This is a genomic window from Granulicella sp. S190, assembly GCF_009766095.1.
Taxonomy (GTDB): domain Bacteria; phylum Acidobacteriota; class Terriglobia; order Terriglobales; family Acidobacteriaceae; genus Edaphobacter.
The window spans coordinates 50230-74358 of sequence record NZ_LMUD01000002.1; the positions used below are offsets into that span (position 1 = coordinate 50230).

A 24129-nucleotide genomic window follows, 5' to 3' on the forward strand; every position below is an offset into this window, starting at 1 on the left:
GCGGAGTCAAGATAAGAGGCTTGGGGCTGGCATCGTTGGCGAATCCACTTGAGTCTGGCGCGAGCCGGATGATGCTGGATGAAGGTCCTGATCCCTGCAGGGTGACGCAGCAGCCAACCCATTGCAGGGTGTTGCTCACGAGATAGGTTCCGGGTGGAAAGTAGAGGGCCTTTGGAACTCCGTTGTAGTCTTCGGACACATTGGAGCGTCCGTCGGAGAGAGCACTTTGAATGGCGGCGGTGTCATCTGTGACTCCGTCTCCTACCGCGCCGTAGGTTTTAACCGAGGTCATAAAACCTGCGGGGAAGGTGAGCGCTCCGTTGAGCTTGGCACCTGAGACAGCCCGTGGCTGGGTTGCAGCAGCGGTGCCTCCTTCTTCGACGCTTGCCAGTTGGCCGGAGCAGCCGATGAGGCTGAGGACGCAGAGAAGGCCTATCGCACCTTTGACCTTGACGGGCGGCGAGTTGCGCGTTTGCTGCAAACTACTGCACTGCCCTTGTAAAAGGGATATGGGGAGGGACGAAGGCTGACTCATACGCAAATACTTGCATATTTCCAGACCCACCGCAATACTACTAAGGTACCGTGCTGATGAAAGCTAACTCTATACAATCGGCTTAAATGCGCTCTCGTTATACACACCTATAACCTCAAAAACGGAGTACGTTGCTTGTTGGCTTTTGGCGTGGCTTTAGATTCAAATAGTTATCTCCGTTGTGTCATTCTTAGTCAGCTTCTATCAGACGGTCTTAGCAGAGTGGAATGTCGTTGACTCGCACGCGCAGGCCGTTTTCCAAGTACGCACTTCACGAATAATTTACATATCAGGATGTGGTTGCGAATGAATGTGTTGTTGTCGGCCTATGCGTGCCTCCCGAACTCTGGCTCTGAACCGGGAAACGGCTGGAACTGGGCGGTACATCTCGCCGAGCGTGGCATTCACGTGACTGTACTTACTCGCAGCGAAAACCGCGAGCAGATTGAAGCGCATGAACGAGAACATCCCAGCAAAAATATATCCTTCGGATTTGTAACTGTTCCTGGACGATTAAAACCCGGGAGCGGCATACACTATGCGCTTTGGCAGATGTTGGCCGTGGGAGTGGCGAGATCGCTTGACCGGCAAAGACGATTCGATATTGTTCATCATGTGACGTACACGAGTATTCATGTGCCCACGCAGCTGTGGCGGTTGGGCCGACCGACGGTGTTCGGTCCAGTAGGAGGAGGGCAGACTGCTCCTGCAAGTATGCTCGAATACTTTGGACCCAGCAGGCGTTCAGAGGAGCGTCGAAGCTTATTGACGAGGATACTTCCCTACTCTCCCTTTCATAAGCGATGGCTGGGGAAGATGAGCGCCGTGCTGGCTGCGAACCGCGATACGTTAGAGTTGATTCAGGAGATGGGTCGCGCCGATGTTCGTCTTCAGTTCGATAACGGAGTAGGCGCAGAGTACCTGGCTGGGGAGCCGCGCCTCTATCGCGCCGTAACAGATCCGGTTCGGTTGATCTGGGTAGGAAGGATGTTGCCTCGGAAGGCACTTCCGATGGCGCTCGATGCGCTTGCCATGACTCGCCAGAGATCCACTCTTACGATTGTGGGGAATGGCCTTGCGGAGGACGCCGTGCGCCAGATGATTGCGGAACGCGGATTGAACGATCGCGTTGAGTGGGCAGGGCGACGGCTGACATGGGATGAGGTTCGCACAGCTTACCTGGAACATGATGCGCTGTTTTTTACGAGCCTGCGCGAGACCTCGGGAGTGCAGCTGCTGGAGGCAATGGCGGTCGGCTTACCGGTTATCACGCTTGATCTGCATGGTGCGCGAGATGTGGTGCCTGATGGAGCCAGCATCAAGGTGCCTGTCACTAGTCCGAAGGCTGTAGTCGCAAGTCTTGCTTCGGCCATCGACCAATTTGCATTGATGACGGCTGAACAGAAGAATGCAATGTCTCAAGCCAGCTGGGATTTTGCGAAGACGTGTACGTGGACGACACGCGCGGCGGATGCGGATGCGCTTTATAGAGAATTGATCGCTCAGCATTGAGGCAGGTTTCCCTTACGAGTGTTGACATGAGGAGCTTGCCATAGAAGACTCGTTTTAACACTATGAAGTTTTGTTCGACAGGTGCACGGTTCGAACGCTTGTTTCGTTGCAGTCTATTTGTTCGACGAGGGACCAGGAGGATTTTCATTGGAAGTCCGCACCGCGAAGCCTAGCCTGGCTACTTTAGCTGTTCAGACGTGGCTCTTTTTTTTGAGACACGAGACGAAGTTCACCAAGCTTCATCTGACACGTCTACGCCGCCGGAATGAGACCTCGAAGTTAAGCGCGGTGGCATCGGGCGGCCCTGTTGTCTCGGTGACTACGTATGGCGAGCGGCTTCGATCCGTACATCTGGTGCTCGAGTCGATTGCGGCGGGCTCTATGCTGCCATCAAGACTTATTCTGTGGGTGGATCATGAAGAGGCTCTCAACAATCTCACTCCCGGCCTGAAACGATTGGTCGCGAGAGGCCTGGAGATTCGGCTCAGTGAGAACTTTGGACCACATACAAAGTACTACCCCTATCTTCTTTCCACGGATAATTTTGACTGCGCCCTGGTGACTGCAGACGACGATCTCTTATATAGCCGGTGGTGGTTAAAGGGTCTTGTGCGTTCCTACGATGACAATTCAGAGGTTGTGAATTGCTACAGGGCGCATCGAGTAGGATTCGAGGGAGCATCTCTTAGCCCCTATCAGACGTGGGAGCCATGCAGGTCGACGGATCCAAGTTTTCTTCACTTCGCGACAGGGGTTTCGGGCTGCATTTATCCGCCATCGCTGCTGAAGAAGCTGAAGGCTGCGGGCTCTGAGTTTATGCAGCTTTGTCCAAAAGCAGATGACGTCTGGCTGCATGCCAACGCTTTACGAGCGGGTATGAAGACAAGGCAGATCTGGAATCGCCCTCTGAGATTTCCGTTTGTACCAGGAACACAGGACAGCGGACTTTACCATAGCAATGTTCTCCAATCTCGGAACGACGATCAGATTCGCAAGACTTACACAGAACACGATCTGGGTGAGTTGAAATCCGCTGCGGTGTTGGCGGATCAGCGGTGAACTGATTTTTGAACGACTGATCTTTTTGATTGCGGTAAGACAACGGATGACCTATGACGCGGGGAGAACGATGACAGTTGCGACTCAACTAACACCGATGGGGCTCGGCACGGGACGCCTGGCATCCCTTGGGTCGTCGCTTAGCCGACTTCAAGCGACTGAGCTGATTCATGCGGCGATCGATCATGGGATTCGAGTGATCGACACGGCCGACACGTATGGGTCGGGAGATGCAGAGCGCACCATTGGAAGTGCGCTGAGAGAACGGAGCCGCGAGGATTGCTTTCTTATCAGCAAGGCAGGTTTCGCCCACGTTGCGCTGCCTGCTGTCTTTTCTCCTCTTAATCAAATTGGAAAGAAGCTCGTTCAAAAGGTGTCTCCGGGCCGGAGCTTTTCGAAGGCCTATCTAATAAGTTGCGTGCAGAAGAGTTTGAAGCGGCTGGGGACAGACCACCTCGATGCTTTCCTGCTACACGCAGCGGTAGCCGGTGAGCCGACCTCAGAGAGTTGGGAGGCGCTTGAGGAGATACGCGCCAAGGGGCTTAGCCGCATGACAGGAGTTTCTTCAAGCGACGTTGACGTTGTGCGAGAGGGGTTGGCTTCGGGGCAGGTTGGAGTGGTAGAGACGCCGGTCTATGTGTCTGCCTCGCATGCCGACGAGATCTGCACGCTGTGCGCGGAGCAGGGCGTGCCCGTTGTTGCGAATGAGGTGCTGAGGCCGCAGGCTTTCTTGAAGACTCGCGCTGATGTTTGGGATGCGGTCCGCGGTCGCCATGGGGTAGCATCCGTGAGCACGGTGCAGCTGTTGATCGCGTATGCGGCTGCGCAGCGAGGCGTGAAAACAGTGCTGGTGGGAACACTTTCGTCGCATCATCTTGTCGATAATCTGCAGGCTCTGCAGTACTCCTCCAGCATGCACGAGTTTTTCGCCGAGATGAAGGAGAGCTTCGCATGATTGTGATTGGCAATCCTTCAGGAGGAGCGCTCGAAGCTGATGTCTGCCTCATTGGCGGAGGACCGGCGGCGATCAGTATTGCGCTGGAGCTACTGAAGACAGATACGAAGTTTCTTCTTTTGGTGGGTGGAGGGGCTACTCGGGAGTCAGCCTCCGATCAGGATTTGAATCGAGGGCTGATCGCAAGACCCGGCTCGCACGAGAGCCTGGAAGAGAACCGAAGGCGTGTCTTTGGCGGTGCCTCTTCTGCGTGGGGAGGCCGTTGCATTCCGTTCGATGCGCTCGATTTCAAGGAGCGCTCGTGGATCGATCACAGCGGATGGCCATTTTCGTATGAAGACCTAGAACCTTTTTATCGAAGGGCTCTGAGTTTATGCAGGGCGGGTGAATATGAGTTCGATAGCCGCAGAGTGTTTCCCAAGGAAAGTGCCGAGATCGTTCCGGGGGTGAACGGCGAGGGTCTTGAGGATTGGCACCTGGAGCGGTGGAGTCCACCTATCAATTTCGCGAAGGAGTTTGAAAGTGTCCTCTCCAAAGCTACGAATGTACACGTGCACCTGGAGACGCATGCGCTGGAACTGGTTTCGACGGAGAGTAAAGACCGCATTGATTTTGTGAGAGCGATCTCGCAGGGAAAGCGGTTTGACGTTCGAGCGAAGACGTTTGTGGTTGCAACAGGAGGCATCGAGAATGCTCGGATCCTGCTCTCCTCGAAGAATCCTTTTCATCCGACAGGCGTAGGGAATGCAAAGGATCTTGTCGGGAGGTATTACCAAGCGCATCCGCATGGAACCTATATCTCGCTCGCTCCTCAAAACCGGCGGGCGATTAAGTATGACTATGAGAGGGACGCTGCGGGCGTTTACTGCCGTCGGCGCTGGTCGATCTCTGAAGAGGCCCAGGCTGGTCTAAAGATTAACAACATCATCTTTTTTCTGGATCGCACCAACGCAGCGCACGGACATCGCGATGCCATCTTCTCGGCGGTCTTTGTGGCAAAGGCATTCCGCGGAGTGCTTCGGGCGCACGGGGTTTCGAAGAGGTGGTCGAAGTTCAAATCTCTCTCGCCCGATATACGACAGCATCTCGGCGTTGTGATGAAGGATGGTATCGCCTCTGTTCCCAGGCTGGCTCGGCTGGGCCGAGCGCGCTGGGCGAAGGACCGGCGACTTCCCTCGGTTCTTCCATCGGTGGAGTCAAAGTATCTCGGGCTTTACTACCAGGCGGAGCAGGTCCCGAATTATGACAGCCGGATCACTCTCTCCGCGGAGCACACCGATGAGCATGGGGTGCCGAGAGCCGTGGTGGATCTGGCTTTTACCGATCAGGATATCCGTACCGTGGTGGAGGCACACCGGCTCTTCGTCGATCGTTACCGCGCGGCTGGTGCAGGTGAGATTCTCTACAACGAGAAGGAGCTGACGGAGTACGTCCGACAGCGATTCGAGAACTTCAATTCGGGTGCACATCATATCGGCACGACGAGGATGGCGACTTCGCCCGAAGAGGGTGTGGTGGATGAGAGTTGCAGGGTGCATGGCATCAGCAATCTCTATGTCGCGGGCAGCTCCACCTTTCCGACGGGAGGCCATGCGAATCCTACGCTTACGATTGTGGCTCTGGCGATTCGGCTGGGCGAACACCTAGTTGCGAAGGCGGCGCTGGATTCGCGAGGGAGCACCGCCTAGAGAGGACGCCAGGCGGTTGATGCGGCAGCACCCTTTTATTTTTTATCGGAAGGCTTTTTGCGATTGCCGGTGTCTTCATGTTCTGAGCTCTTCCCTCCCCCGAAGGAATAGAACACGTTCAACTGCTGTGACGTATTTACATCGCGAGTAGCCAAAGACGAAGAACGCGCGCCTTGATTTTCGATGACCCAGTTTGGCTGACCGCGTCCGGGTACGTCTACCTTCGTCCAGCCGGTTGCGAAGAGGCTTGAGTCTGTGAGACGTATGTTCGCAGAGATTGGATCCGAGGGCGCGCGATTCTGGTAGAAGAAGAATCCGAAGATCTCTGCCTGTGCGTTGTCCGTCAGGACGATCGAGGGGGTAGGCTCTTCGGTCTTGTATCCGAGGATCCACATCTTGCAGCCAGAACAGTGGAACTTATCCACCGTATGCTGCTCTAGATTTAGCTGACGCGCCCATATGTGCTGGGAGGGGTAAAAGTTGACGAGGATACTGCCGTTCGCTCCCTCACTCAAGATAGAGTCTTCAATGTAGAAGTCGCCCGCTCCGTTTTGCGAGGTGTAGCTGTAGAGTGTCGTGTCCAGCAATACGATGGGCCTGCTGCCAGTATGGATGATCTCACAGCTTTCATAGGGGCAACTGTCGATGATGAGAGGCGTGGTGGATGAATCCGCAATGGTCAGGATGAGCTTCGGCGTTCCTGAAGTGAACTTGGATTGGTAGAACTGAAGATGACTGACTGAGGGTGGGACCTTGACCTGAAGAATAGCGTTGCCGAGATAGACTCCCGCGGGAGCGTAGAGGGTCGGCGAAGAAGAGCCCTGAATCTGCGCGGGCCAGTCAGTGGCGTTCTGACTGAGCTTCGTCCACTGACGAAACGGCGGATCGTTTGGAGCGGGCGTCTCGCGCACGGGAAGGTGAAGAGAGTCCATGCCTTGAGTACTGTTGAATAGACTCTGAGGAGTACCGGTCCAGGCTTGAACGATATTGCCTGTGCGATTTACCGCGGGCCCAGAGCCTGCATCACTCTCCGTCGGATTGTATCCGGTGGAGAGAAGATTTTTGAGATAGACACTGCTGCCTGGATCCACGGCTATTCCCGCAGTGCCAGAGGCTCCGTTGCGAATTTCGGAGTCGAGCACCGCAACGTTTGAGGTGGTGGATCCATAGACGTGGAGCGCCTGGACGGAGTTATCGCTTAGCCAGTGGCGGATGCTCGCCTTGATGTAGTGATTGTCGAGGACACCGGCGGTTTGCGCCTCGGTGGTGAAGCCCTCAAAGGTGACGTTGAACTCCCCCTGTCCCGCAGAGTAGGCCAACTTGCAGCCGTAGACCGCAACGTTCTTGAGGAGCATAGGGCCGGGATAGGCACGATTGAAGTTGATCGCGTAAGGGCAAGCAGAGTCATCGGCCCAGATCAGAACATTTCTTACCGATCCGGAGTTGTTTTGTACGGTCGTAAAAGGAATGGCATTCGGGTTTCCTACGCCGATCTCGATTCCGAGGTTATAGAGGTACTCCGAAAAGTTGCTGTTCTGCGTGACGCTGAGAGGGCTGAAGAACTGAGTGGGTTTGCCACTGTTGAACGCCTGGGAGTTTGGAAGAAGCTTGATGATGGAGGATTGAGGTCCTGCTCCCCAGAGATGCCAGAAGCTGCCGTAGATGGTGAGAGGCTCACTGGTCGCGTAACAGCCGGGAGGAAAGTAGAGGTTTATTGGAGCGCCGCCTCCGTTCGTTGTGGCGGGGGTGCGACGCCCGTTCTGAGTCAGCAGCTTCGCGAAGTTCGCAGCGTTGTCGGTGACGCAGTCGCCTACGAGGTTAGCGGTGGCGTTATGGGTTACATCAAGGACGGGAAAACCCGGGCCACTGAGGAAACCTGGCGGATACAAGATACCATTGGTGAGCTTCGCTCCGATATCGTCCGCGGCGATTACTTCGAGGACGCCGTTTACCAACTTGAAGTTGCTTCCATCCACGCTGGTCATGGAACCTTGATCCACAACGATTGGATAGGTACCCGGAGTTGAGCGGGCGCTGGCTGTCGTGCTTAGGTTGGGCTGTCCCTTGAAGTGACTTGCGTACGATCCGGAGTAAGTGGAGATGGAGAAGATGAGGGGAGGAAGCGGATCGCCGACGTGCATGGTGAGATGCGGCGCGGCGATGGTATAGGTTGAGGCGATGGCGGGAAGCGGGCACAGCAAGAACAGAAGCTTGAAGAGCGTTCTCATCGCTATTCTCCTAAATAATCCGCAGTTTTATGTCGTGCCTTGCAAAAAGCGGAGAGTCGTTCATGACCTCAATGCTTCAGATGCCGCCTCGCTGCGAATCTTTCGGATTCGAAGCCAAAACGCTATACCGACGAAGCTCTGAAAGACGAACTGAGTTGCACACATTCCCAACATCACTCCGTTCAATCCCAGATTGCGGGCAAACGGACCCGCGAGTGCGACAGAGAACGCAATGAGCGCAGGGTAGGCCCAGAAGATCGGCGCGGTGTACTCGAGTGCCTGAAGGCCGGCGCGGAGGGGACCGGAGATGAAGATGAAGATGTAGAGGAGGGCGTAGAGACGCAGGATGGAGCCGTCCGAGGAGTACTTCTGACCGTAGGCGAGCCTGAGCCAGAGCGTAGGAAAGCTGGCCACCAATGCACAGAAGGCTAAGGTTACTCCACCCCATAAGAGAACGATGTGCTTGAGGTACCGTAACATGGCGTCGATGCCACCGATTCGCATCTGCCTTGCCGCTTCGGCCGGGACGACGTTATCGAGGCCAAGAAACCATACGTGCGCGACACCTACGATATTGTTAGCAGCCCTGATGATCGCCGAAGCCGCAGCGCCGTAGTATATCGGGGCAGCCATGAGAAAAAGATTGCCGGCGCCCCACTGCATGAAAGCAGTAGGAGCGAGCCAGCGTGACATCTTCCAGTGCCGGGAAAAGACCTTCTTGAATATGTCTCGATCGAAGGTGCCTTTCTCGTACCACTTCATGCAGCTGATGAAGCCGACGAATGAGGTTGCGGCGATGATCCACAAAACGTTGGAGAGCGTCGCCGTATGGTTGCGGGAGATCCAGAAGAGTATCGGGAGCTGCGTGAGATAACTCACCACATCGGTGGTGAGGGCGAGCTTGCTTTGCCCGGTGCAGAAGAAATAACGGCGGAGAAACTCCTGAAGAAGATAGGCTAACGTCGCGATGCTGATGGGCAGCGCCAGACCGCCGACTCCCCAAGCGGGAAAGAACCTGGTGGAGAGTCGAACGCAGAGGAACATAATGAGAGCAGCCGAGAAGGCGAACCCGAACTCTTGAAACAGGACAGCGCGGTAGTAGGAGGATTTGTCTGCCGGCTCCTGCTTGGGGCCGACGCTCATCATCGGCGTAACGATCAGAGCGTATTGCAGGCTGTTCGCAAAGAGAACGGCGACCCAGGCCAGCGCAAAGACTCCATAGTCCCTGAGGCCGAAGGTGCGCGCCAGAAGAACGTTGGTGATGAAGTTTGCACCGCTAACGAGTCCCTGATCGAACAAGGCGGCGGGCGTTCTTCCGCCACCAACCCGAGAAAGACTTCGGGCCAGGAAATTTTGTTGCTGCCTAGATTGTTGAATGCTCAATGGCACCTGTTCCCGTGTCGATGTCACGATGACTGCCCGTTACGAGGCGTCTTCAGTAAATTGCAGATCAAGATTGATCAAGAACCACAGTCTACGTCGCAAATGACTTCTTAAAGATATCATCTGAATTTGCAGGTAGAGAGAGCTTGCTTGCGACGTGCAGCAGAGCAAGATGCTCGTAAGATTTTGCCTAAGCAACAGACATTTCCAATGACGGCTCCGCTTCCGGGTTCGAGGTTAATCTCTCGCCAGCAGTGTTGAGAGGGCTTGAACTATCGTCGCCGAGGACACTCAGGCAACACAGCAAGAGCAGACCGTCGGTACCTCCATAGTCATGACCAAACTCTGATCCAGTGAATGAGTTGAGAACAAATTGTATGAAGACGATGAGGAGAAAGAGCTGATAAGGCCCGCGTTTGACCCTGAGAAAGCTCAGCAATAACACTCTCCAGTAGACGAAGGTGATGATGACAAAGGCAAGGACACCGCCGTCAAGAGCTGCCTGCAAATAATCGTTGTGAGCGTGCGGAGGAATCCAGTGGGCGAAGCGCCAATGATCGCGAATGGCATTTCGAGCCCCAACGCTGTATCCGTAGCCGATGAGCGGACGCTTCTTGATGGCTTCGATGCTTGCTTGCCAGACACGAGTTCTGTCGTCGAGGGAGGAGAGGGTCTGCACACTCTGTCCGCGGGCCACATACTTCATGACCTTATTACTGAATGCAATTCCGAGCAGAAGCACGAGACCCAGGAGGGCGACGGTACCCCATCGAATTGCAGGCTTACGAGAGTAGATGATGGTGTAGAGAAGAAGGACAAGAAGAAACCCTGCCTGCTGGCCCCTGGCGCCAGTGAGGACAAGTGAGACCAGAGGGATTGCGCAGAGCAGCCATTTTCGCGGGCCAGGCCGAAAGAACATCAACGCATAGAAGAACGCCATGCTTGCCAGAAGCGCGACGTGCGCGGGATGAATGAGCTGTCCCCCGAGCCGACGAACAGCGGTGCTATCTTCTGATCCGCCATAAACCTGCCTGGGCATGATAGGCAGGATGAACCAGATCATGGCAAGCCAGATCCAGCTTGCACGACCGATCAAACGGACGACGAGTTCATTTGCCTGCTCGCGCGGTGTGCGCGAATAGAGAGCGACGATAAGGCAGAAGGCTACTGTCCACTGGCCGAGGCGGAAGAGGGAAAGGATCCCGTCGGTTGCCTTCGGCGCGGTAAGAAGACTGACCGGCTGCAGAGCAGTGGCAATTAAGAAATCTGCGAGCAGAAGTATCCACATCCACGTGTGAATGCGAATCTTGCGGACGATGAGCGGCCGGCGTTCGAGCAGCAACAGAGCTACAAGCAAATAGCCGATTATGACGGATTCAATGATGCTGCTAATCGAGGTAAAATTTAGGGCGTTGCTGGTACGGCCGGTGACGTCGAAGTGAATGAAGTTAGGCAGTCCCACGATGTAAGCCAACGTCATCCCGTAGAGCATTGGATACCGCTGGCGGGTTGGAGCAACACCTAAGTCCATCATAAAGAGCTTCTCTTTCGATCATCCGGTAATACGGTTTGGACTGAACTTTAAGCCTGACGAGAAGAGACCGCGTCAGATTTTCACTTACACAGAACGAGAGTTTACGAAGGTGAAGCGCTCTTTGAATCTCAGGAACGGCTTTTCAAAATACTCATAAGACAGAGCCGCTAGTGGAATAACGACGAGAACAGTGATAATCCAGTTTAACCCCAGCTGCAAGGAATATGGCAGATGCAGCACGGTTTCGGTGAGATGCGAGACTGCCGCGAGGATAAACATGTGGAAGACGTAGAGTCCATAGGAGATCTTCCCAAGGTAGACAAGCGGATTAAAGAGAGAGGGTAGCTTGACGTCGAGAAAAGCTATGAGAAAAAGAACGCAGCCGACGTCGATGGCCATATATCCGCCCATGATGGCCAGGGGTTTTGAAGCAACGAAAGGATTTTGAAAGTGGCAAGGAAAGGCCGCCAGCGAGAAGCATGCGAGAGCAGCAACCAGAGCGGCTACCCTGAGCGAGAGTGCCAGCTTGAGGGTGCGCCTGTGCATCAAGATCGCAAGCAGACCACCAATGGCGAAGAATTGAAACTGGTTGAAGCTGTTGAACCAAAGTTGTGGATGCTTTGGAATGTGAGCCGCTGGAAGAATGAAGTCGGTGGCCCAGGCGATGGGCAGGATGATGAAGCTGGCGAAGATGACACCGCGCTTTCTCCACAACAGAAAGAGTGTCGGCCAAATTACATAAAACTGCTCTTCTACCGAGATGCTCCAAAGAGGGGCGAGAATGGTGTTGCGTGTCTCACCGTGTAAGACGAGTGCCCAGTTCCCTGCCATGAGGAGGTAAGGGAGAAGGAGGTATTCGCCGCGTGGAAAATGATGGTAGATGTGAGGAAAGACCACGCCGACGAAGAGGGCCAGAAGATAGAGCGGCCAGATTCTCAGAATGCGCCTGATGTAGAAGGCACGCAGGTGGATGGTACCGCTGGTTTCAGCTTCGCGTAAGAGCAACTCCGTGATGAGAAATGCGCTCAAGGTGAAGAAGAGGCAGACGCCTGCGGCACCGAACTCCTGAATGACGGACTGGAGGCTTAGTATTCCTGTGTGACTCTTGGGGAAGACGTGGTGATTGAGTACGAAGAAAAATGCCAGGCAGCGAAGGACGTCCAGTCCGGGCTGGTAGTAACGCGAGGAGCGTGATGGTGCGATTGGCTCTTGAGCAATACCCTCTAGCTGCAAGCCTGTGACTTGGCCCATCGGTAGAGCATTGGTGGAAAGCCCAGTAGTAGAAAGAGCCAAGCAGGAGACCTCGAAGATAGATTTACTAAAACGAATAACAAGAGGCCCGGTGAAATAAATCAGATATCCGTGACAGTGTTCTAGTTTGGAGTATCCAGGATTGCGACAGGCTGACGCGAGTTGCTAAGTCTCTTTGCGATGACGCGCTTTCCGAAGAGTCTCATGGGCTCTTCGACAAAGAGATAGATGAGATGAGACAGGCCAGCGGTGATGAAGTACGCAATAACGAGAACAGCGAGTTCGGCAAAGACGCTTTTTGGATGAAGTGCGACACGTACTGGAGTGAGCACAAGCAGATGGATGAGGTACATCGAGTAAGAGCGCCGGCCGATCCAAACCAGAACGGGAGCTGCAAACCAGGCTCGGACTGAACTTGGAATAAGAAGGAGGTGTGAGAGCAAGAGAGCGATGGAGAGATCGAGCGCCATCACAAACTGGCGATCGTAAAAGACGAGCGCGAGAGCCAAAATGACTGCCAGGGGGGGAAGGAACGATGGTATCCGGCTGATCCAACGGGTGTAGGTCTGGGCCAGATTACTTGCCAGAAGACAAGCCAGGAGAGCACCCAGAGCCAGAGCAGCATAAGACCTGGCATGGAAGTAGGCTCGGTCGGAGACGCTTTCAAATATGAGGTAGAGAGAGGCGGAGACTAGAAAGAACGCGCCTGCGACGAGCGCGCGGCCTCTGAGTTTCTTTAGGAGCAGAAAAGCGAGAATGGGCCAGATAAAGTAAAACTTCTCCTCAATGCCGAGGGTCCAGCTGAAGCTGAATGGAGCCTCGTGAGGGACGAAGTCCTGCATGAAGGTGAGGTAAAGCGGGAGTGCCGATTTGAAGGCTGCCCATCGTATGCCGTGCTCTCCGAAGTATGCGACCGGGAAGTAGAAGAGCAGCACAAGAAGAAAGATAGGGACGATACGAAAGAATCGGCGGATGTAAAAAGGGGCAAGGCGTACCGAACCAAAGTCCTTCTCTTCCCGCAGAAGGAGAGTGGTGATGAGAAATCCACTAAGGACACAGAAGAAGTCGACCCCGGTCCAGCCCGGCATCCGGCGCAGAAAAGCGTAGTTGCTGTGGAGATGATTGGACATTACCAGCAGAACACTCACTGCTCTTATCCCATCCAGAGCTGGAAAGTAACGCTCTTTTAGAAATCCTTTCAACAATTCGTTTTGGCGTAATGTGGTCACTAAATTCCCTGCAGAATATGATGCATCAAGCGCTCTGCCTGCCTCCTAGTGGTAAACATAGAGAGCCGCTTGTGAGGTGCTAGCTAAGAGCCCAGTGGAGACAATGGTTTTTACCTTACTTACCGGAACGTAGATAAGATCTTCTGCCTGCAGCCGCACCGGAGGAATCTTTCCCTTCTCAATGTCCCGATAGGCGATGGGTGTCTCCTGTACCTGGCCGTCCGGCAATTTACGAATGAGACGCATGGAGCCTACCGCTGCGTTCAAGGTCGTTCCGTAGGCCATGGAGAGAGCCTCTGTAAGGTTAAGTTCGCCTCCCTCCTGCATGATGTAACCGCCGGGGCGTGTGACTGCACCGAGAACGTAGACGATTCCCGCACGGCGAATAGTTACGGTATCGCCAGGATGAACCTGCGTGTCCACCAGGGTCATATCATCCGAGCTGCGCGAGTAGTGAATCAACTCTTTCTGTGGCGATACGCCGGCTGGATGTCGGATTTCGATCATGTTTCCGGCGAGTTGTGTTTCACCACCTGCGAGAGCGATCACGTCTTCGAGATTATGCGAAGCGAGCAGTTCTACTCTGCCGGGATTGTGGACCTCGCCGAGGATGCTAACGTTTTGACCGGCATATTGTGTGATGTTCAGGTTGACCTGAGGGTTATTCAGAATCTTGCCATCTTTCAGACTCTGTTCAATCAGAACAGTCGCTTCGGTCAAGGTCTTGTCGGCTACATGAACTGCACCAACCATCGGAACATTAATATTTCCGAGGGTATCGATGCGAACGTCGGACGAGAGTTCGGGGGCATCGTAGACTTCCATACCCAGCAAGAATCCCGGGGAGAGCTTCAGGTTGGAGAAGTCCTCCGGGATCGAGGTCAGGGTAGTCATACGGTGCCGGCCGTTTGGGTTATCCGTATCGCCGGCTCCAGGACTGTCGAACGTGCTGGTACCGCCAACTTTGGGTGCACCGTTACCCTGCGCCACGATAGCAAGAGGCGACAGAAGAAGAGCCCCGAGAGCCAACGAAACCGACCATGCATTTTTTCCGCGAAGATTAGACCGTCGCATTGATTTGACCTCCGTCTTGCCTGGAGTAGCTGTAACTATGGAAACCATCCGCCGCCGGGTTTCGGACATCATTCAAAAGAACTCCGAGTAGAGGCGAACTGGTGCGATGCAGGCTATCGAGGAGGCTGGCCAGGACATGCTTGGTCGTACTGCCTGAGCGCAGTACCGCGATCGTACCTGACACTTTGCTGGCGATGATTGAGGTGTCGGTTACCGACAGCATGGGAGGACTGTCGATAAGAACATAGTCGAAGTCTGCGCCGGAGCTGCGAAGGAGCGAGTCGAAGGCCCGCGATTCAAAAAACTCCGCGGGGAACTCCGGGGGGTGCCCTGAGGGCAGGATGAAGAGGTTGGGCAGGGCTGTGTGACGAACGATGCCCATGAGATCCTTTTCGCTGATCGAATCGCCAAGATCACTTACGCCTGGCGATATGGCGCATCCGAAGAGACGATGCAGATCAGGATTGCGGAGGTCGCAATCAATCAACAACACGCGGGCTCCCTGCTGTGCAAAGGCTACACCCAGGTTGTAGACGACTGTTGTCTTTCCGTCCCGGCCGGCTGCGCTGGTGACAAGAAGAGTCTTCGATCCCAATGCGGAGGTCGCTCTCATGATCGAAGTTCTAAGGCCGCGAAATGCCTCTGAAAAGGGAGACTTGGGAGCCTCAATCAGCTTACTGTCACCACCCGCAAATTGGAGCAGGCCCTTCAACGGCATGGAAGGAACGTAGCCGAGCATACGGGTCCCCGGGATCGCCTGAAGATCTCGCGGTCTGCGTACAGTTTCATCAAGACTCTCCTGCAGGAAGGCAGAGGAGATGCCAAAGAAGAGAGCGACCGCAGCGATGACAGCGAGGTATTTGGGATAGTTCGGAACCGTAGGAGTTCCAGCGGGACGGGCCTGATCCGCAATATCGATGCGGGTGGCGCGAACGCCCGAGGCAAGACTTGCGGTCTGGAGCTTCGAAAAGAGACTTTCGTAGAGAGCCCGGTTGGAATAAGCTTCCTGCGCCAGCACCTGGAGATGAACCGTTGCATCAGCCATCACGTTGGCAGCAGACTGCTGTTTGGTGAACTCATCGCGAATCGAGTCTTCGTTCCGTTTCGCATAGAGATAAGCGTTCTCGGCACGTTTGCTGATACGCGCCAGTTCCGCATGCATCTGATCTTTCACGGCATCGAGTTGTTGCTGAATCTGCGCGAGTCTAGGGTTGTTTGCGCCGTACTTCACCGCAGCGCCTGCATAGTCCTGACTAAGTGTCGCCTCTTCGGTACGGAGCGACCGGACGAGTTGCATGCCTCCATCGGGAGTGAGAGACCCGCCGCCGCCGCCGGCACCGCCGGATACGTTCATCGAGCCGAGGCCCAGGACGACTTCAGGATCCTGCGATTGAACGAGGTGGTAGATCGTCTCCGTGGAGATCCTGGCCGATTCCGCAGCTGTCAGCTCCTGGTTGAGACCGAACAGACGTTCAGTGACGGTGCTGTGCGGAGAGATTGCGGCGGAGTTGCCTCCCTCACCACCTGCACTCGACAGCTGAACACCCGCGAGACCGCTCTCTCTTTGATAGTCTGCGAGCTTCTGCTCGGAGTCTTCCACCTGCTTCTTGAGGTCTTCAAGCTCTTTGCGCAGCCAGAAAGAAGATTGAATGGTCGAGCGGTGCCGACGATCCATCGCCGTCTCGATAAACTTCTGCGAGATATCGTTGGCGACATTGGACGCCATGATTGGATCCGGATTTTCAAAAGTGACGTTGATGAGACGTGTATCCGGAGGAGACTCCACCGTCAGATTCTTCGCAAAACGCTTGATCAACTTTTCGCGCGTGAGCGGAGCCTGACCGAGCGGCTTGTCTTTTTCGGTCTTGTCGATATCTTTGCTGTACGGTCGCGTTTGTGTGAGGTTGAGATCTCGAATGACGGCCAGGGCCAAGCCGTCGCTTTGCAGAATACTGATATCGGTTTCGACCTCGGCCTTCAACTCATCGGCCGTCGGAGAGGCGCTTACAGCATCCGTAGAGACGTTTGCGCTGTTGTCTTCCTTATTAATCTCAATCACCGCGATCGAGGAGTACTTGGGAGTCATCACCAGACATACCAGCAAACCCAGCAGAAAGATGCCGAGGGTCACGAGGGCGATTATCTTCCAACGGCGGCGCAGAACACGAAGAACGCCAGAGAGTGTCTCGTACTCCGAAGGGCCTGGACCTGACAACTGGTCTTCCGTTACAGAAGCCAGCGCTGAGTTGTGTGACTTAGAGAGAGAAGGATGGGGCTGAAGTGCACTCATAGCAATAATCCTTTTTTGCATTCGCCCTTTTCGAAGCTAACTGACAGAGGGAATGTTATGAATTGTGCTAGCTCAAGAGCAACACCCTCTTGAGACTCGAGGGTTGAAAGTTTTACAGTGCAGATCAGATATCGATTCTTCAATACTACCATAGGACTTAGAGATCTCCTCTAACTTCGGTGACTCTGTACTGCCTTATGAAGTTACAAAGTAGCAGGTCGCTCCACTCTGTAAAGTTTATAAAAAACGAAGTAAATCCAGTAGTTTACGAGCTCCGCGCTAGCATCGTCTTCGTCCGTATGAAAGTTCAAATGCGACAAATTGTTCAGATCATGTAACAAATTTTTGGCGTCCTTAGACACCATTGAAGTCGATTAGTTTTTGCTTCAAAGCAAGAAGCTATTGCTTCTCTTCTGTATCAGTCCGCCTTCACTCTGTCATGCGAGCTGAGCAAGATGAGTCTCGATGCATTGATGAAAGATAGCCATGAGTTGCTGGTAGTTCTGATCTTCGGTGTAGAGAGTGAGATACCTCTCCCTGGCCTGGGCTCGCATTCTCCCGAGGCGCTGGGGATCTGAGATGAGCAGGCTGACCGCGGAGGCAAGATCTTTGCTATCGCCGGGTTTATAGAGAAGGCCGGTGACGCCGTGATCGACCATTGCGTTCATCGGCGGAGTGAGCGCGGCCAGGACCGGAGTTCCCTTCGCGTAGGCTTCGACGATGGTGCGGCCAAAGGGCTCGTACCACTCGGAGGGAAAGACGAGAAAGGCGGCTTTGCCGAGATACTCGCAGACTTCAGTGAGCGATTTGCGGCCGAGATACTCGATTCTCGAATCGGACTCGGCGGCGCTACGAACAGCTGACTCGAGTGGACCGTCGCCGATGACCTTCAGCGGAATCGCTTGCGGAATATGCTGCCACGCGCTCAGGAGAGAGTGAATGCCCTTCTCTTCCGTCAGGCGGCCTACGTAAAGGCCGAATCCGCCTGAACCGTCGCCAACGCCTGTGTCCGAGATGAAGTTCGGCTTCACGAGAATTCTCTCCTCAGGAAATCCGCCTGCGACGAGCTGCTGCTTTACGAAGCTGCTTACGGCGATGTACCGATCAACAGAGTTTGTCCAGACACCGCGAAGATGAGCGTACGCATTGCTGGCAACGACAGCTGCCGACTGCATATAACTTTGCTGACGGCAGCGGTGCTGAATGGCGGCGAGGGCGAGCTTGCTGCCGACGCATGTAGTACATACGTGCCCATCGCGAAATAGATTGGCGGAGGGGCAGATCAGCCGGTAGTTTCTGACAGACAGAGCCGTGGGAACACCCATCGACTTCGCGGCCTCGAAGATGGAGGGAGAGAACAGCGGAAAGAAGTTATCGACCTTCATGAGATCGGGTTTGGTGGAACGGATGAGATCTTTGATCCGATCCGCTTCCTGGGTGTTCCAGATGGATCGCAGGCCAATCGTGACAAGATTGCCTTTGATCTCGGAGTTGTTGAGAACGTGATCGAGTACCTCTTCTCCGCGAGCCCGAAGCATCGCAATCTCCTGCTCGCGGGATTCGTCTTCTCCACCTCGGAAGATATATCGATTGTGTAGAAACAAAATCCGCATCAGGCCTCAAGGTCAATTCATGCACTTCTCGAGGACGTGTCCCCTTCCTTCAATTGTGCCTGTTTGTTATCGATCAGGAGTGAGTAATACCTCTCATCTTCTTTTATGAGATGCAACGCGGCTCAAGAGTGCGATGGAGTGGTCGAGAGAGATCCTGCCACACTACTCTGCTATAACTCTCACCGAACGCGAGCTATTTGATCTTCTGACGGACGTAGTCATAGACGATGGGCGGCGTCAGCTTGCGGGCGAGGCTGCGTACGGTGGGTTTGGAGCGGTAGCAGTCCGGCGCATAGACGGAGCTGTGAACACCTGACTCTTTGCCCAGCATGCTTCCCGCAGTGTTGTAGTAGGCCATGAAGGAGTAGCGCGATCTGCCACTGGGCTCTACAACCGGCTTGATGCCGTGGTAGGTGGTCTCGGAGATCTCCATCAGCAGAGCACGGTTGAAGATCGGCTGGATCTCAGCCTCCATATGGGTTGCGTCTTTATTCCACAGCTCAAGCTGGCCGCCGTACTCCGGGCTCCAGTCGTGATTGAGATAGATGATCAAAGCCAGACGGCGAATGAGTCCGCTGGTGAGGTCAGCGTTGGAGTCGATGTGGACATCAAACTTTCCCTTTGGGGGAATGATGCTGTAGCCGGCTCCGTGCATGTACGGGTCTGGCAGGAGATTCCAGATGCCGGTGATCTCGGAGAGGAGATAGAGGAAGGGAGCGGAGTGAAGCAGAGCGACCAGTTGAAATCCTGCAGGGCCTAGTCCGGCAGCAGACTTCTGACCGAGCTTCTCGATGTTGTCGGTGTGATGATGGACCCAGTCCGAGCTTTTTGCGCGGGACATCTCCTGGAGAACCGCGGTAAGCTGCTCCGAATCGAAGAGGTTATCGATCGTGAGATGAGGAAACGGCAGACTGCTTTGGTACCGGTTCGCAAGGGTGGTTGAACTCTCGGGGATCGAGAGCTGATCGAGCAGCCTGGACACATCGCGAATGCCCTGTTCAGTTTGCATATCTCTCCGTAGATACAACACCAGAAACGGTATTTCTCGATAAATTCATTATAGGTTCCGCTCCGCCTTTGATAGGGGTAAGTAGACCGAATGCATCAAGGTATAAAAGGAACGGAATTACCCACAAATAGGAAATGTTTAGCACTTTCATTTCGGTACAGCTGGAAATTCGACTTCTATTGACTGCTTTCTCTCACTTCTTTGAGGAAAAACCGTCGCCTGCCCGTGTGCTAGTGCATTTTCGAGTCCAAACTAAATACCATGTTGCGAAATGTTGCATATGAGCTTCGCTCGAGATGAAAAAGATTGCATAGCGCGTTCAATTTTTCTGGGATGCCACTTGTAGGTCCTTGAGTTATAAGAAGTCCTCCACTATATGAACCATGAAGAGCGACGTACGTTTGTTGATCCCTCTTTGTGGATCACTCTGCTATTCGCTCGATAGCGGTATTCGGCGGCAGAGAAATAGTTCAGGGAAGTAGCTAGTAATTACAAAATTCTCTTCCTGCTACTGATCCGGCCACGAAATTGCTTAGGGAAGCAGGTATGAATCGCAATACCTGAGACATGAGAAGCCCTTCTCAGACCATCCGCTTCATTGCAGAGTCGTGCAGAGGTGGTTACCCTAGTGACGTGTAGTAACTCACTTTTCCCTCAAAGGCTTTGCATCATAACTAGAGATCAAGACAGATAGAAGGGGCTGCACCGATGACACCATCAAACAGGAAGATCTTTGTCGAGTTGGTGGAGCTTGGAGATATTTGCCTGTTGTTCGGCAGTTTGGCTGTGGCCTATGTTCTGACCTCCGGCCATCGCTTCTTTGGGCTTCTGGACTCGTTAGAGACGCATCACCCTATCCAAGTCTTCTCCGCTACGTTGGTGCTAGCGGTAGTATGGCATGGAATTCTCAGGTCGAACAGGTTTTATCGTTCCCGGAGAGTTGATGGGTTTCTCAAGGAGGTCATCGAGGTTTGCCTGGCAAGCTTTCTCTGCGCGTTAGCCGGTTTCTGCTGGCTGTGGCTGATCTCCTCGCACGCAAAACATAGCGCTGCTGATCTTGGTTTGATCAGCGTGGACTTTGGCGTGATCAGCTCTTTGGTGTTTTTGTCCACGCGGGTTCTGGGGCGTGCTTTTGCACGTATATTCCGTGCAAAGGGATATAACCTTCGCCATGTTCTGATTATCGGCACCAATGAGCGCGCGAATGGATTTGCACAAGATGTAGCGCTTCACCCGGAGTGGGGATACGACCTGCTGGGTTTCGTGGACGACCACTGGTGGTCGGAGGAGACCGAAGCTTCCAACCCCGGAGAGTTGCTGGGAGGCATGGATGCGATTCCCTCTCTGCTGCGCGCTCTGCCGATTGACGAGGTGATCGTAGCTCTCCCTCTCGCGTCCTATTATCAGCAGATCGCCGAGATCGTGGCGCTGTGCCGCGACCACGGGATAGCGGTGCGAAGCATTGGAACCTTCTTCGATCAGGAGCAGACGAAACGAACCGCCTATCTTCGAGGAGGAGTTGGCACGATCACGCTCCATGATGAATCGTGGAATGCGTGGGGTTTCATGATCAAGCGCGTGACGGATGCAGTGGTGTCGGCATTGCTACTGATTGCTCTTGCTCCGGTGTTTCTGGTGATTTCAGCGTTGATTCGGCTTACCTCGAAGGGACCTGTCTTCTTCCGTCAGACACGAATCGGATTTGGAAAGCGGCCGTTCGAAATTCTCAAGTTCCGCACCATGGTGCAGGACGCAGAGAAGCTGATGGCACAGGTAGAGCACCTGAACGAGACCCAGGGACCTACCTTCAAGTTGAAGAACGATCCTCGAATTACTCCGCTGGGTAAGTTTTTGCGGAAGTCGAGTCTCGACGAGATTCCTCAGCTCATCAATGTGCTGCTCGGCGATATGAGTCTGGTGGGTCCGCGGCCGCTTCCGGTGAGAGACTACGAGGGATTCGAGCACGACTGGCATCGCAGACGGTTCAGTGTGAAGCCTGGAATTACCTGCCTGTGGCAGATCATGGGGCGCAGCTCGATCACGTTCGATGAATGGATGGCGTTGGATATGCGCTATATCGACCAGTGGTCGGTGTGGCTGGATATCAAGATTCTGTTTCAGACCATTCCAGCGGTGTTTCGCGGCTCCGGCGCTGTATAGATCTGCAGTACTTCCACAGTTAGTTCAGAAAAAGATCCCGAGCTGAGGTTAGGCAGAGATGCCTTCTCGCTACTCGGGATCTTTTGTGCGAGTGGCCTCGCGGAGTGCGGTGAGCTGGGGGTGAAGCAGCTTGGCGGTGAGGGAGCGGGTAAGAGCTTCAACTGCTTCGCGTTGCTGTGGAGTAAGGCTGGCCAGCTTTGATTGCGAGCGCATGAGTTCGGCCTGGCGCAACTCTTCAGCCTGTTGCTGCAGGGCTTTGATGGCGGGAACTGCGTCGCGGGACTGGAGTCGCTCGTGATATTTGTCGACTTCCCTACTGACGATGGTTTCAGCGGCGGCAGCTTCGCGGCTGCGGTCGGCAAGGTTTGCGGCGGCAACTTGCTGGAGATCGTCGATGTCGTAGACGAAGCAACCTTCGACCTCGTTCATGCGTGGGTCAACATCGCGGGGGACGGCGATATCGATGAAGAACATGGGGCGGTTGCGGCGTCGATGGAGGAAGAGCTGGCCGTGAGAGTGCTCGAAGATCTTTTGCGGGGCGCCGGTGGAGGTGATGACGATGTCGGCGCGGTCGGCCTGCTCGTAGAGAGCCTCGAAGGCGAGGGCCTCGGTGTGGACGGTGGGGCTGACGAAGTCGGCTGCGATCTTCTCTGCGCGGGAGTGGGTGCGGTTGGTGACGAGGATGGAAGAGGCACCCTGTTGGATGAGATGACGCGCGGCGAGCTCTGACATCTTGCCGGCACCGACCAGAAGAACAGTCTTTCCCTGAAGCGAACCGAAGATCTTTCTGGCGAGGTCGACGGCGACCGATGCGATGGAGACGGAGCTGGAGCCGATGTGGGTCTCGGTGCGGATCTTCTTTGCAACGGTGAAGGTTCGCTGGAGGAGAGCTTCGAGGTGGGTGGAGACTGCGCCTGCATCTCGCGCGATGGTGTAGGCCTCTTTAACCTGGCCGAGGATCTGGGGTTCCCCTACAACCATGCTGTCGAGCGAGCTGGCGACGCGGAAGAGATGGCGGACGGCTTCGCGCTCGCGGAACTCGTAGAGGTGAGGCTGGATGTCGTGAGGCGGGACGGCGAAGTACTCGTGGAGGAAGCGGAGGAGATCGGTGTTTGCCTGAGGCTGCGCTGCTTCGGCGTCGTCCTGGAGGGTGAGCAGCTCGACCCGGTTGCAGGTGGAGAGGATAAGGCCTTCACGGACGCCAGGCTGATGGACGAGGGTGCGGGTGGCGTCGGCGAGTCGCTCGGCGGGAATGGCGAGACGCTCACGCACCTCAATGGGCGCGGTGTTGTGGTTGATGCCGAGCAGAACGAGACGGCCCTGTGTGGTGGTGGGCTGGTTCATGGGGCGGTGAACCTGTGGACCGCGGAGAACTGGTTTGCGGCCCAGACTGCGAGCACGACTAGGAAGACGAAGCTGGAAAGGTAGACCGCGCGGCGGCCGCGAAGACCGGAGATGCGGCGGATGTGGATCATGCCGATATAGGCAAGCCACATGGCGAAGGCAAGGAGGATCTTGGGATCGCGGAAGTAAGAGGCTCCGACGGTGGCCTGGGCGATGAGCGAACCGATGAGGAGGCCCGCCGTCATGCAGGGGAGACCGAAGAGAAGCGACTTAAGGGCGATCTGATCGGTGGTCTCGAGGGGCGGGAGCCAGGGAATGGTCGGCGATTTCTGCTTGAGGCGGCGCTCCTGGATGAGATAGAGAAGCGAGGTTAACAAGGAGAGCAAAAGCGCGGCATAGGCGGCAAGGAGAAGGGCTACGTGGAGAAAGATCCAGCCGGTGTTGAGGATGGGAAAGGTGGTGCTTTCCTGGCCTGGGTGGAAGGCAGGGACGAGGCCGAGTAGGAAGCAGATGGGCAGAAGAAAGATGCCGAGGGAGACCGTCCGGTAACGGGCGTATACGAAGAGGAAGGCCAAGGCGAGAAGAAGGCCAAGAAGGGTCTGGGTCTCGTGAGTGTCGACCGGGAGGCGGTGGTGGGCGGAGTTGAGCATCTCGGCGAGCGAGACGAAGTGGAAGAAGACGGCGGCGATGGTGGCGGGGATGGCGATGTGGCGCCAGCGGGGGCGATCATAAAGGGCAGCAGGCAGCACCGCGAGCGCGGCTATGCCGTAGAGAGAGACCGCGACTCGGAGCCAGAGAAGAGACATAGGTGACGTACTAAGTGTGTGCTACGGGCTTTCCGCAAACACTAAGTATATCGCTTATGAGGAGATGGCTGGTGTGGAGTGTCCAAAGGTAAAAACAAATGCGGGGGTTCTTCGCTTCTTTCAGAATGATAGTGGTAGGAGGGCCACAGGACGTTGAAGCTCGATGTGAAGATCTGCGAAACGTTCTGATGAGAACGTGGATCGGTCTGCCGAATCTATCGAGCGACGGTGGCCAGCTCGTGGAGGCGGTAGATGCCGTAGGCCAGGAGGAGCCATGCAATCGCCGAACAGAGAAGACCGAAGACGATTCCGGTTGCGGCGCCTGACATCACGCGGGGTTTTTTTTCGGAGATCTTGTCAGCTTTTGTTGAGTTTGAGGAGGTGAGGTGGATGCCTACTCCTGACGGTGATGCGAATCGGGCCATGGCTCTTTATCCTGTAGAACGAAGACGAGAGTAC

The 24129-nt window shown here is 54.9% G+C and carries 18 protein-coding genes; 5 read left to right on the forward strand and 13 right to left on the reverse strand.

All coding sequences use genetic code 11. From position 1 onward, the window contains the following. Positions 1-481, reverse strand: a 481-nt coding sequence (locus GSQ94_RS00200; RefSeq protein ID WP_216842977.1) for a glycoside hydrolase family 55 protein, incomplete at its 3' end; no start/stop codon positions are given. Positions 482-841: 360 nt separating this feature from the next. On the opposite strand from GSQ94_RS00200, the gene GSQ94_RS00205 reads away from it, so the two are divergent. From GSQ94_RS00205 to GSQ94_RS00220, 4 genes are all read left to right on the forward strand, one after another. Then, positions 842-2047: a glycosyltransferase family 4 protein gene (locus GSQ94_RS00205; protein WP_158941317.1), complete on the forward strand. Its 1206-nt coding sequence runs from the start codon at positions 842-844 to the stop codon at positions 2045-2047. Positions 2048-2194: 147 nt separating this feature from the next. Beyond that, positions 2195-3106: a glycosyltransferase family 2 protein gene (locus GSQ94_RS00210; protein ID WP_158941318.1), complete on the forward strand. Its 912-nt coding sequence runs from the start codon at positions 2195-2197 to the stop codon at positions 3104-3106. A 70-nt stretch (positions 3107-3176) separates the two neighbouring features. After that, positions 3177-4061 (forward strand): aldo/keto reductase, encoded by an 885-nt coding sequence (locus GSQ94_RS00215; protein ID WP_158941319.1) that lies wholly within the window; start codon positions 3177-3179, stop codon positions 4059-4061. Next, the gene (locus GSQ94_RS00220; protein WP_158941320.1) at positions 4058-5749 is read left to right on the forward strand and encodes a GMC oxidoreductase; all 1692 of its coding nucleotides are present in this window, start codon (positions 4058-4060) and stop codon (positions 5747-5749) included. Before GSQ94_RS00215 ends, GSQ94_RS00220 begins: the two co-directional genes overlap by 4 nt. Before the next feature lie 35 nt (positions 5750-5784). Here the strand turns inward: GSQ94_RS00220 and GSQ94_RS00225 are convergent, their stop codons facing one another. From GSQ94_RS00225 to GSQ94_RS00265, 9 genes are all read right to left on the reverse strand, one after another. Continuing rightward, complete coding sequence (locus GSQ94_RS00225) at positions 5785-7977, reverse strand: glycosyl hydrolase family 28-related protein (protein ID WP_158941321.1); 2193 nt, start codon at positions 7975-7977, stop codon at positions 5785-5787. A 60-nt stretch (positions 7978-8037) separates the two neighbouring features. Next, positions 8038-9276 carry a lipopolysaccharide biosynthesis protein gene (locus tag GSQ94_RS00230; RefSeq protein WP_158941322.1) on the reverse strand — a complete coding sequence of 413 codons (1239 nt, stop codon included), beginning with the start codon at positions 9274-9276 and terminating at the stop codon, positions 8038-8040. 274 nt (positions 9277-9550) lie between these two features. Continuing rightward, entirely contained in the window at positions 9551-10894 is a 1344-nt protein-coding gene (locus GSQ94_RS00235; protein WP_158941323.1) for an O-antigen ligase, read from the reverse strand. Between the two features lie 84 nt (positions 10895-10978). Next, complete coding sequence (locus tag GSQ94_RS00240; protein ID WP_158941324.1) at positions 10979-12187, reverse strand: acyltransferase; 1209 nt, start codon at positions 12185-12187, stop codon at positions 10979-10981. Between the two features lie 80 nt (positions 12188-12267). Beyond that, positions 12268-13374, reverse strand: a complete 1107-nt coding sequence (locus GSQ94_RS00245) for an acyltransferase (protein WP_256369947.1) — start codon at positions 13372-13374, stop codon at positions 12268-12270. A 45-nt stretch (positions 13375-13419) separates the two neighbouring features. After that, entirely contained in the window at positions 13420-14448 is a 1029-nt protein-coding gene (locus GSQ94_RS00250; RefSeq protein WP_158941326.1) for a polysaccharide biosynthesis/export family protein, read from the reverse strand. Continuing rightward, entirely contained in the window at positions 14435-16738 is a 2304-nt protein-coding gene (locus tag GSQ94_RS00255; protein ID WP_158941327.1) for a polysaccharide biosynthesis tyrosine autokinase, read from the reverse strand. The genes GSQ94_RS00250 and GSQ94_RS00255 overlap by 14 nt, the downstream gene beginning before the upstream one ends. A 437-nt stretch (positions 16739-17175) precedes the next feature. Next, positions 17176-18351 (reverse strand): glycosyltransferase, encoded by a 1176-nt coding sequence (locus GSQ94_RS00260; protein ID WP_158941328.1) that lies wholly within the window; start codon positions 18349-18351, stop codon positions 17176-17178. A 193-nt stretch (positions 18352-18544) separates the two neighbouring features. Further along, positions 18545-19360, reverse strand: coding sequence for a 2OG-Fe(II) oxygenase (locus GSQ94_RS00265; RefSeq protein ID WP_158941329.1), 816 nt, complete (start codon positions 19358-19360; stop codon positions 18545-18547). A gap of 708 nt (positions 19361-20068) precedes the next feature. Between GSQ94_RS00265 and GSQ94_RS00270 the strand changes: the two genes are divergently transcribed. After that, on the forward strand, positions 20069-21520 hold the full coding sequence (locus GSQ94_RS00270; protein WP_158941330.1) for a sugar transferase: 1452 nt from the start codon (positions 20069-20071) through the stop codon (positions 21518-21520). A 69-nt stretch (positions 21521-21589) separates the two neighbouring features. Here the strand turns inward: GSQ94_RS00270 and hemA are convergent, their stop codons facing one another. From hemA to GSQ94_RS00285, 3 genes are all read right to left on the reverse strand, one after another. Continuing rightward, positions 21590-22864, reverse strand: a complete 1275-nt coding sequence (gene hemA, locus GSQ94_RS00275; protein ID WP_158941331.1) for a glutamyl-tRNA reductase — start codon at positions 22862-22864, stop codon at positions 21590-21592. Continuing rightward, entirely contained in the window at positions 22861-23670 is an 810-nt protein-coding gene (gene ccsA / locus GSQ94_RS00280; protein ID WP_158941332.1) for a cytochrome c biogenesis protein CcsA, read from the reverse strand. The genes hemA and ccsA overlap by 4 nt, the downstream gene beginning before the upstream one ends. 215 nt (positions 23671-23885) lie before the next feature. Then, complete coding sequence (locus tag GSQ94_RS00285; protein WP_158941333.1) at positions 23886-24095, reverse strand: hypothetical protein; 210 nt, start codon at positions 24093-24095, stop codon at positions 23886-23888. Between the last annotated feature and the right edge of the window lie 34 nt (positions 24096-24129).

What these genes read in the sequence shown, in the direction of transcription:
- GSQ94_RS00260 (WP_158941328.1), bottom strand. Translation starts at nt 18,351, where the DNA reads ATGCGGATTTTGTTTCTACACAATCGATATATCTTCCGAGGTGGAGAA.
- GSQ94_RS00285 (WP_158941333.1), bottom strand. Translation starts at nt 24,095, where the DNA reads ATGGCCCGATTCGCATCACCGTCAGGAGTAGGCATCCACCTCACCTCC.
- GSQ94_RS00205 (WP_158941317.1), top strand. Translation starts at nt 842, where the DNA reads ATGAATGTGTTGTTGTCGGCCTATGCGTGCCTCCCGAACTCTGGCTCT.
- GSQ94_RS00235 (WP_158941323.1), bottom strand. Translation starts at nt 10,894, where the DNA reads ATGATGGACTTAGGTGTTGCTCCAACCCGCCAGCGGTATCCAATGCTC.
- GSQ94_RS00255 (WP_158941327.1), bottom strand. Translation starts at nt 16,738, where the DNA reads ATGAGTGCACTTCAGCCCCATCCTTCTCTCTCTAAGTCACACAACTCA.
- GSQ94_RS00215 (WP_158941319.1), top strand. Translation starts at nt 3,177, where the DNA reads ATGACAGTTGCGACTCAACTAACACCGATGGGGCTCGGCACGGGACGC.
- GSQ94_RS00220 (WP_158941320.1), top strand. Translation starts at nt 4,058, where the DNA reads ATGATTGTGATTGGCAATCCTTCAGGAGGAGCGCTCGAAGCTGATGTC.
- GSQ94_RS00225 (WP_158941321.1), bottom strand. Translation starts at nt 7,977, where the DNA reads ATGAGAACGCTCTTCAAGCTTCTGTTCTTGCTGTGCCCGCTTCCCGCC.
- GSQ94_RS00270 (WP_158941330.1), top strand. Translation starts at nt 20,069, where the DNA reads ATGACACCATCAAACAGGAAGATCTTTGTCGAGTTGGTGGAGCTTGGA.
- hemA (WP_158941331.1), bottom strand. Translation starts at nt 22,864, where the DNA reads ATGAACCAGCCCACCACCACACAGGGCCGTCTCGTTCTGCTCGGCATC.
- GSQ94_RS00250 (WP_158941326.1), bottom strand. Translation starts at nt 14,448, where the DNA reads ATGCGACGGTCTAATCTTCGCGGAAAAAATGCATGGTCGGTTTCGTTG.
- ccsA (WP_158941332.1), bottom strand. Translation starts at nt 23,670, where the DNA reads ATGTCTCTTCTCTGGCTCCGAGTCGCGGTCTCTCTCTACGGCATAGCC.
- GSQ94_RS00265 (WP_158941329.1), bottom strand. Translation starts at nt 19,360, where the DNA reads ATGCAAACTGAACAGGGCATTCGCGATGTGTCCAGGCTGCTCGATCAG.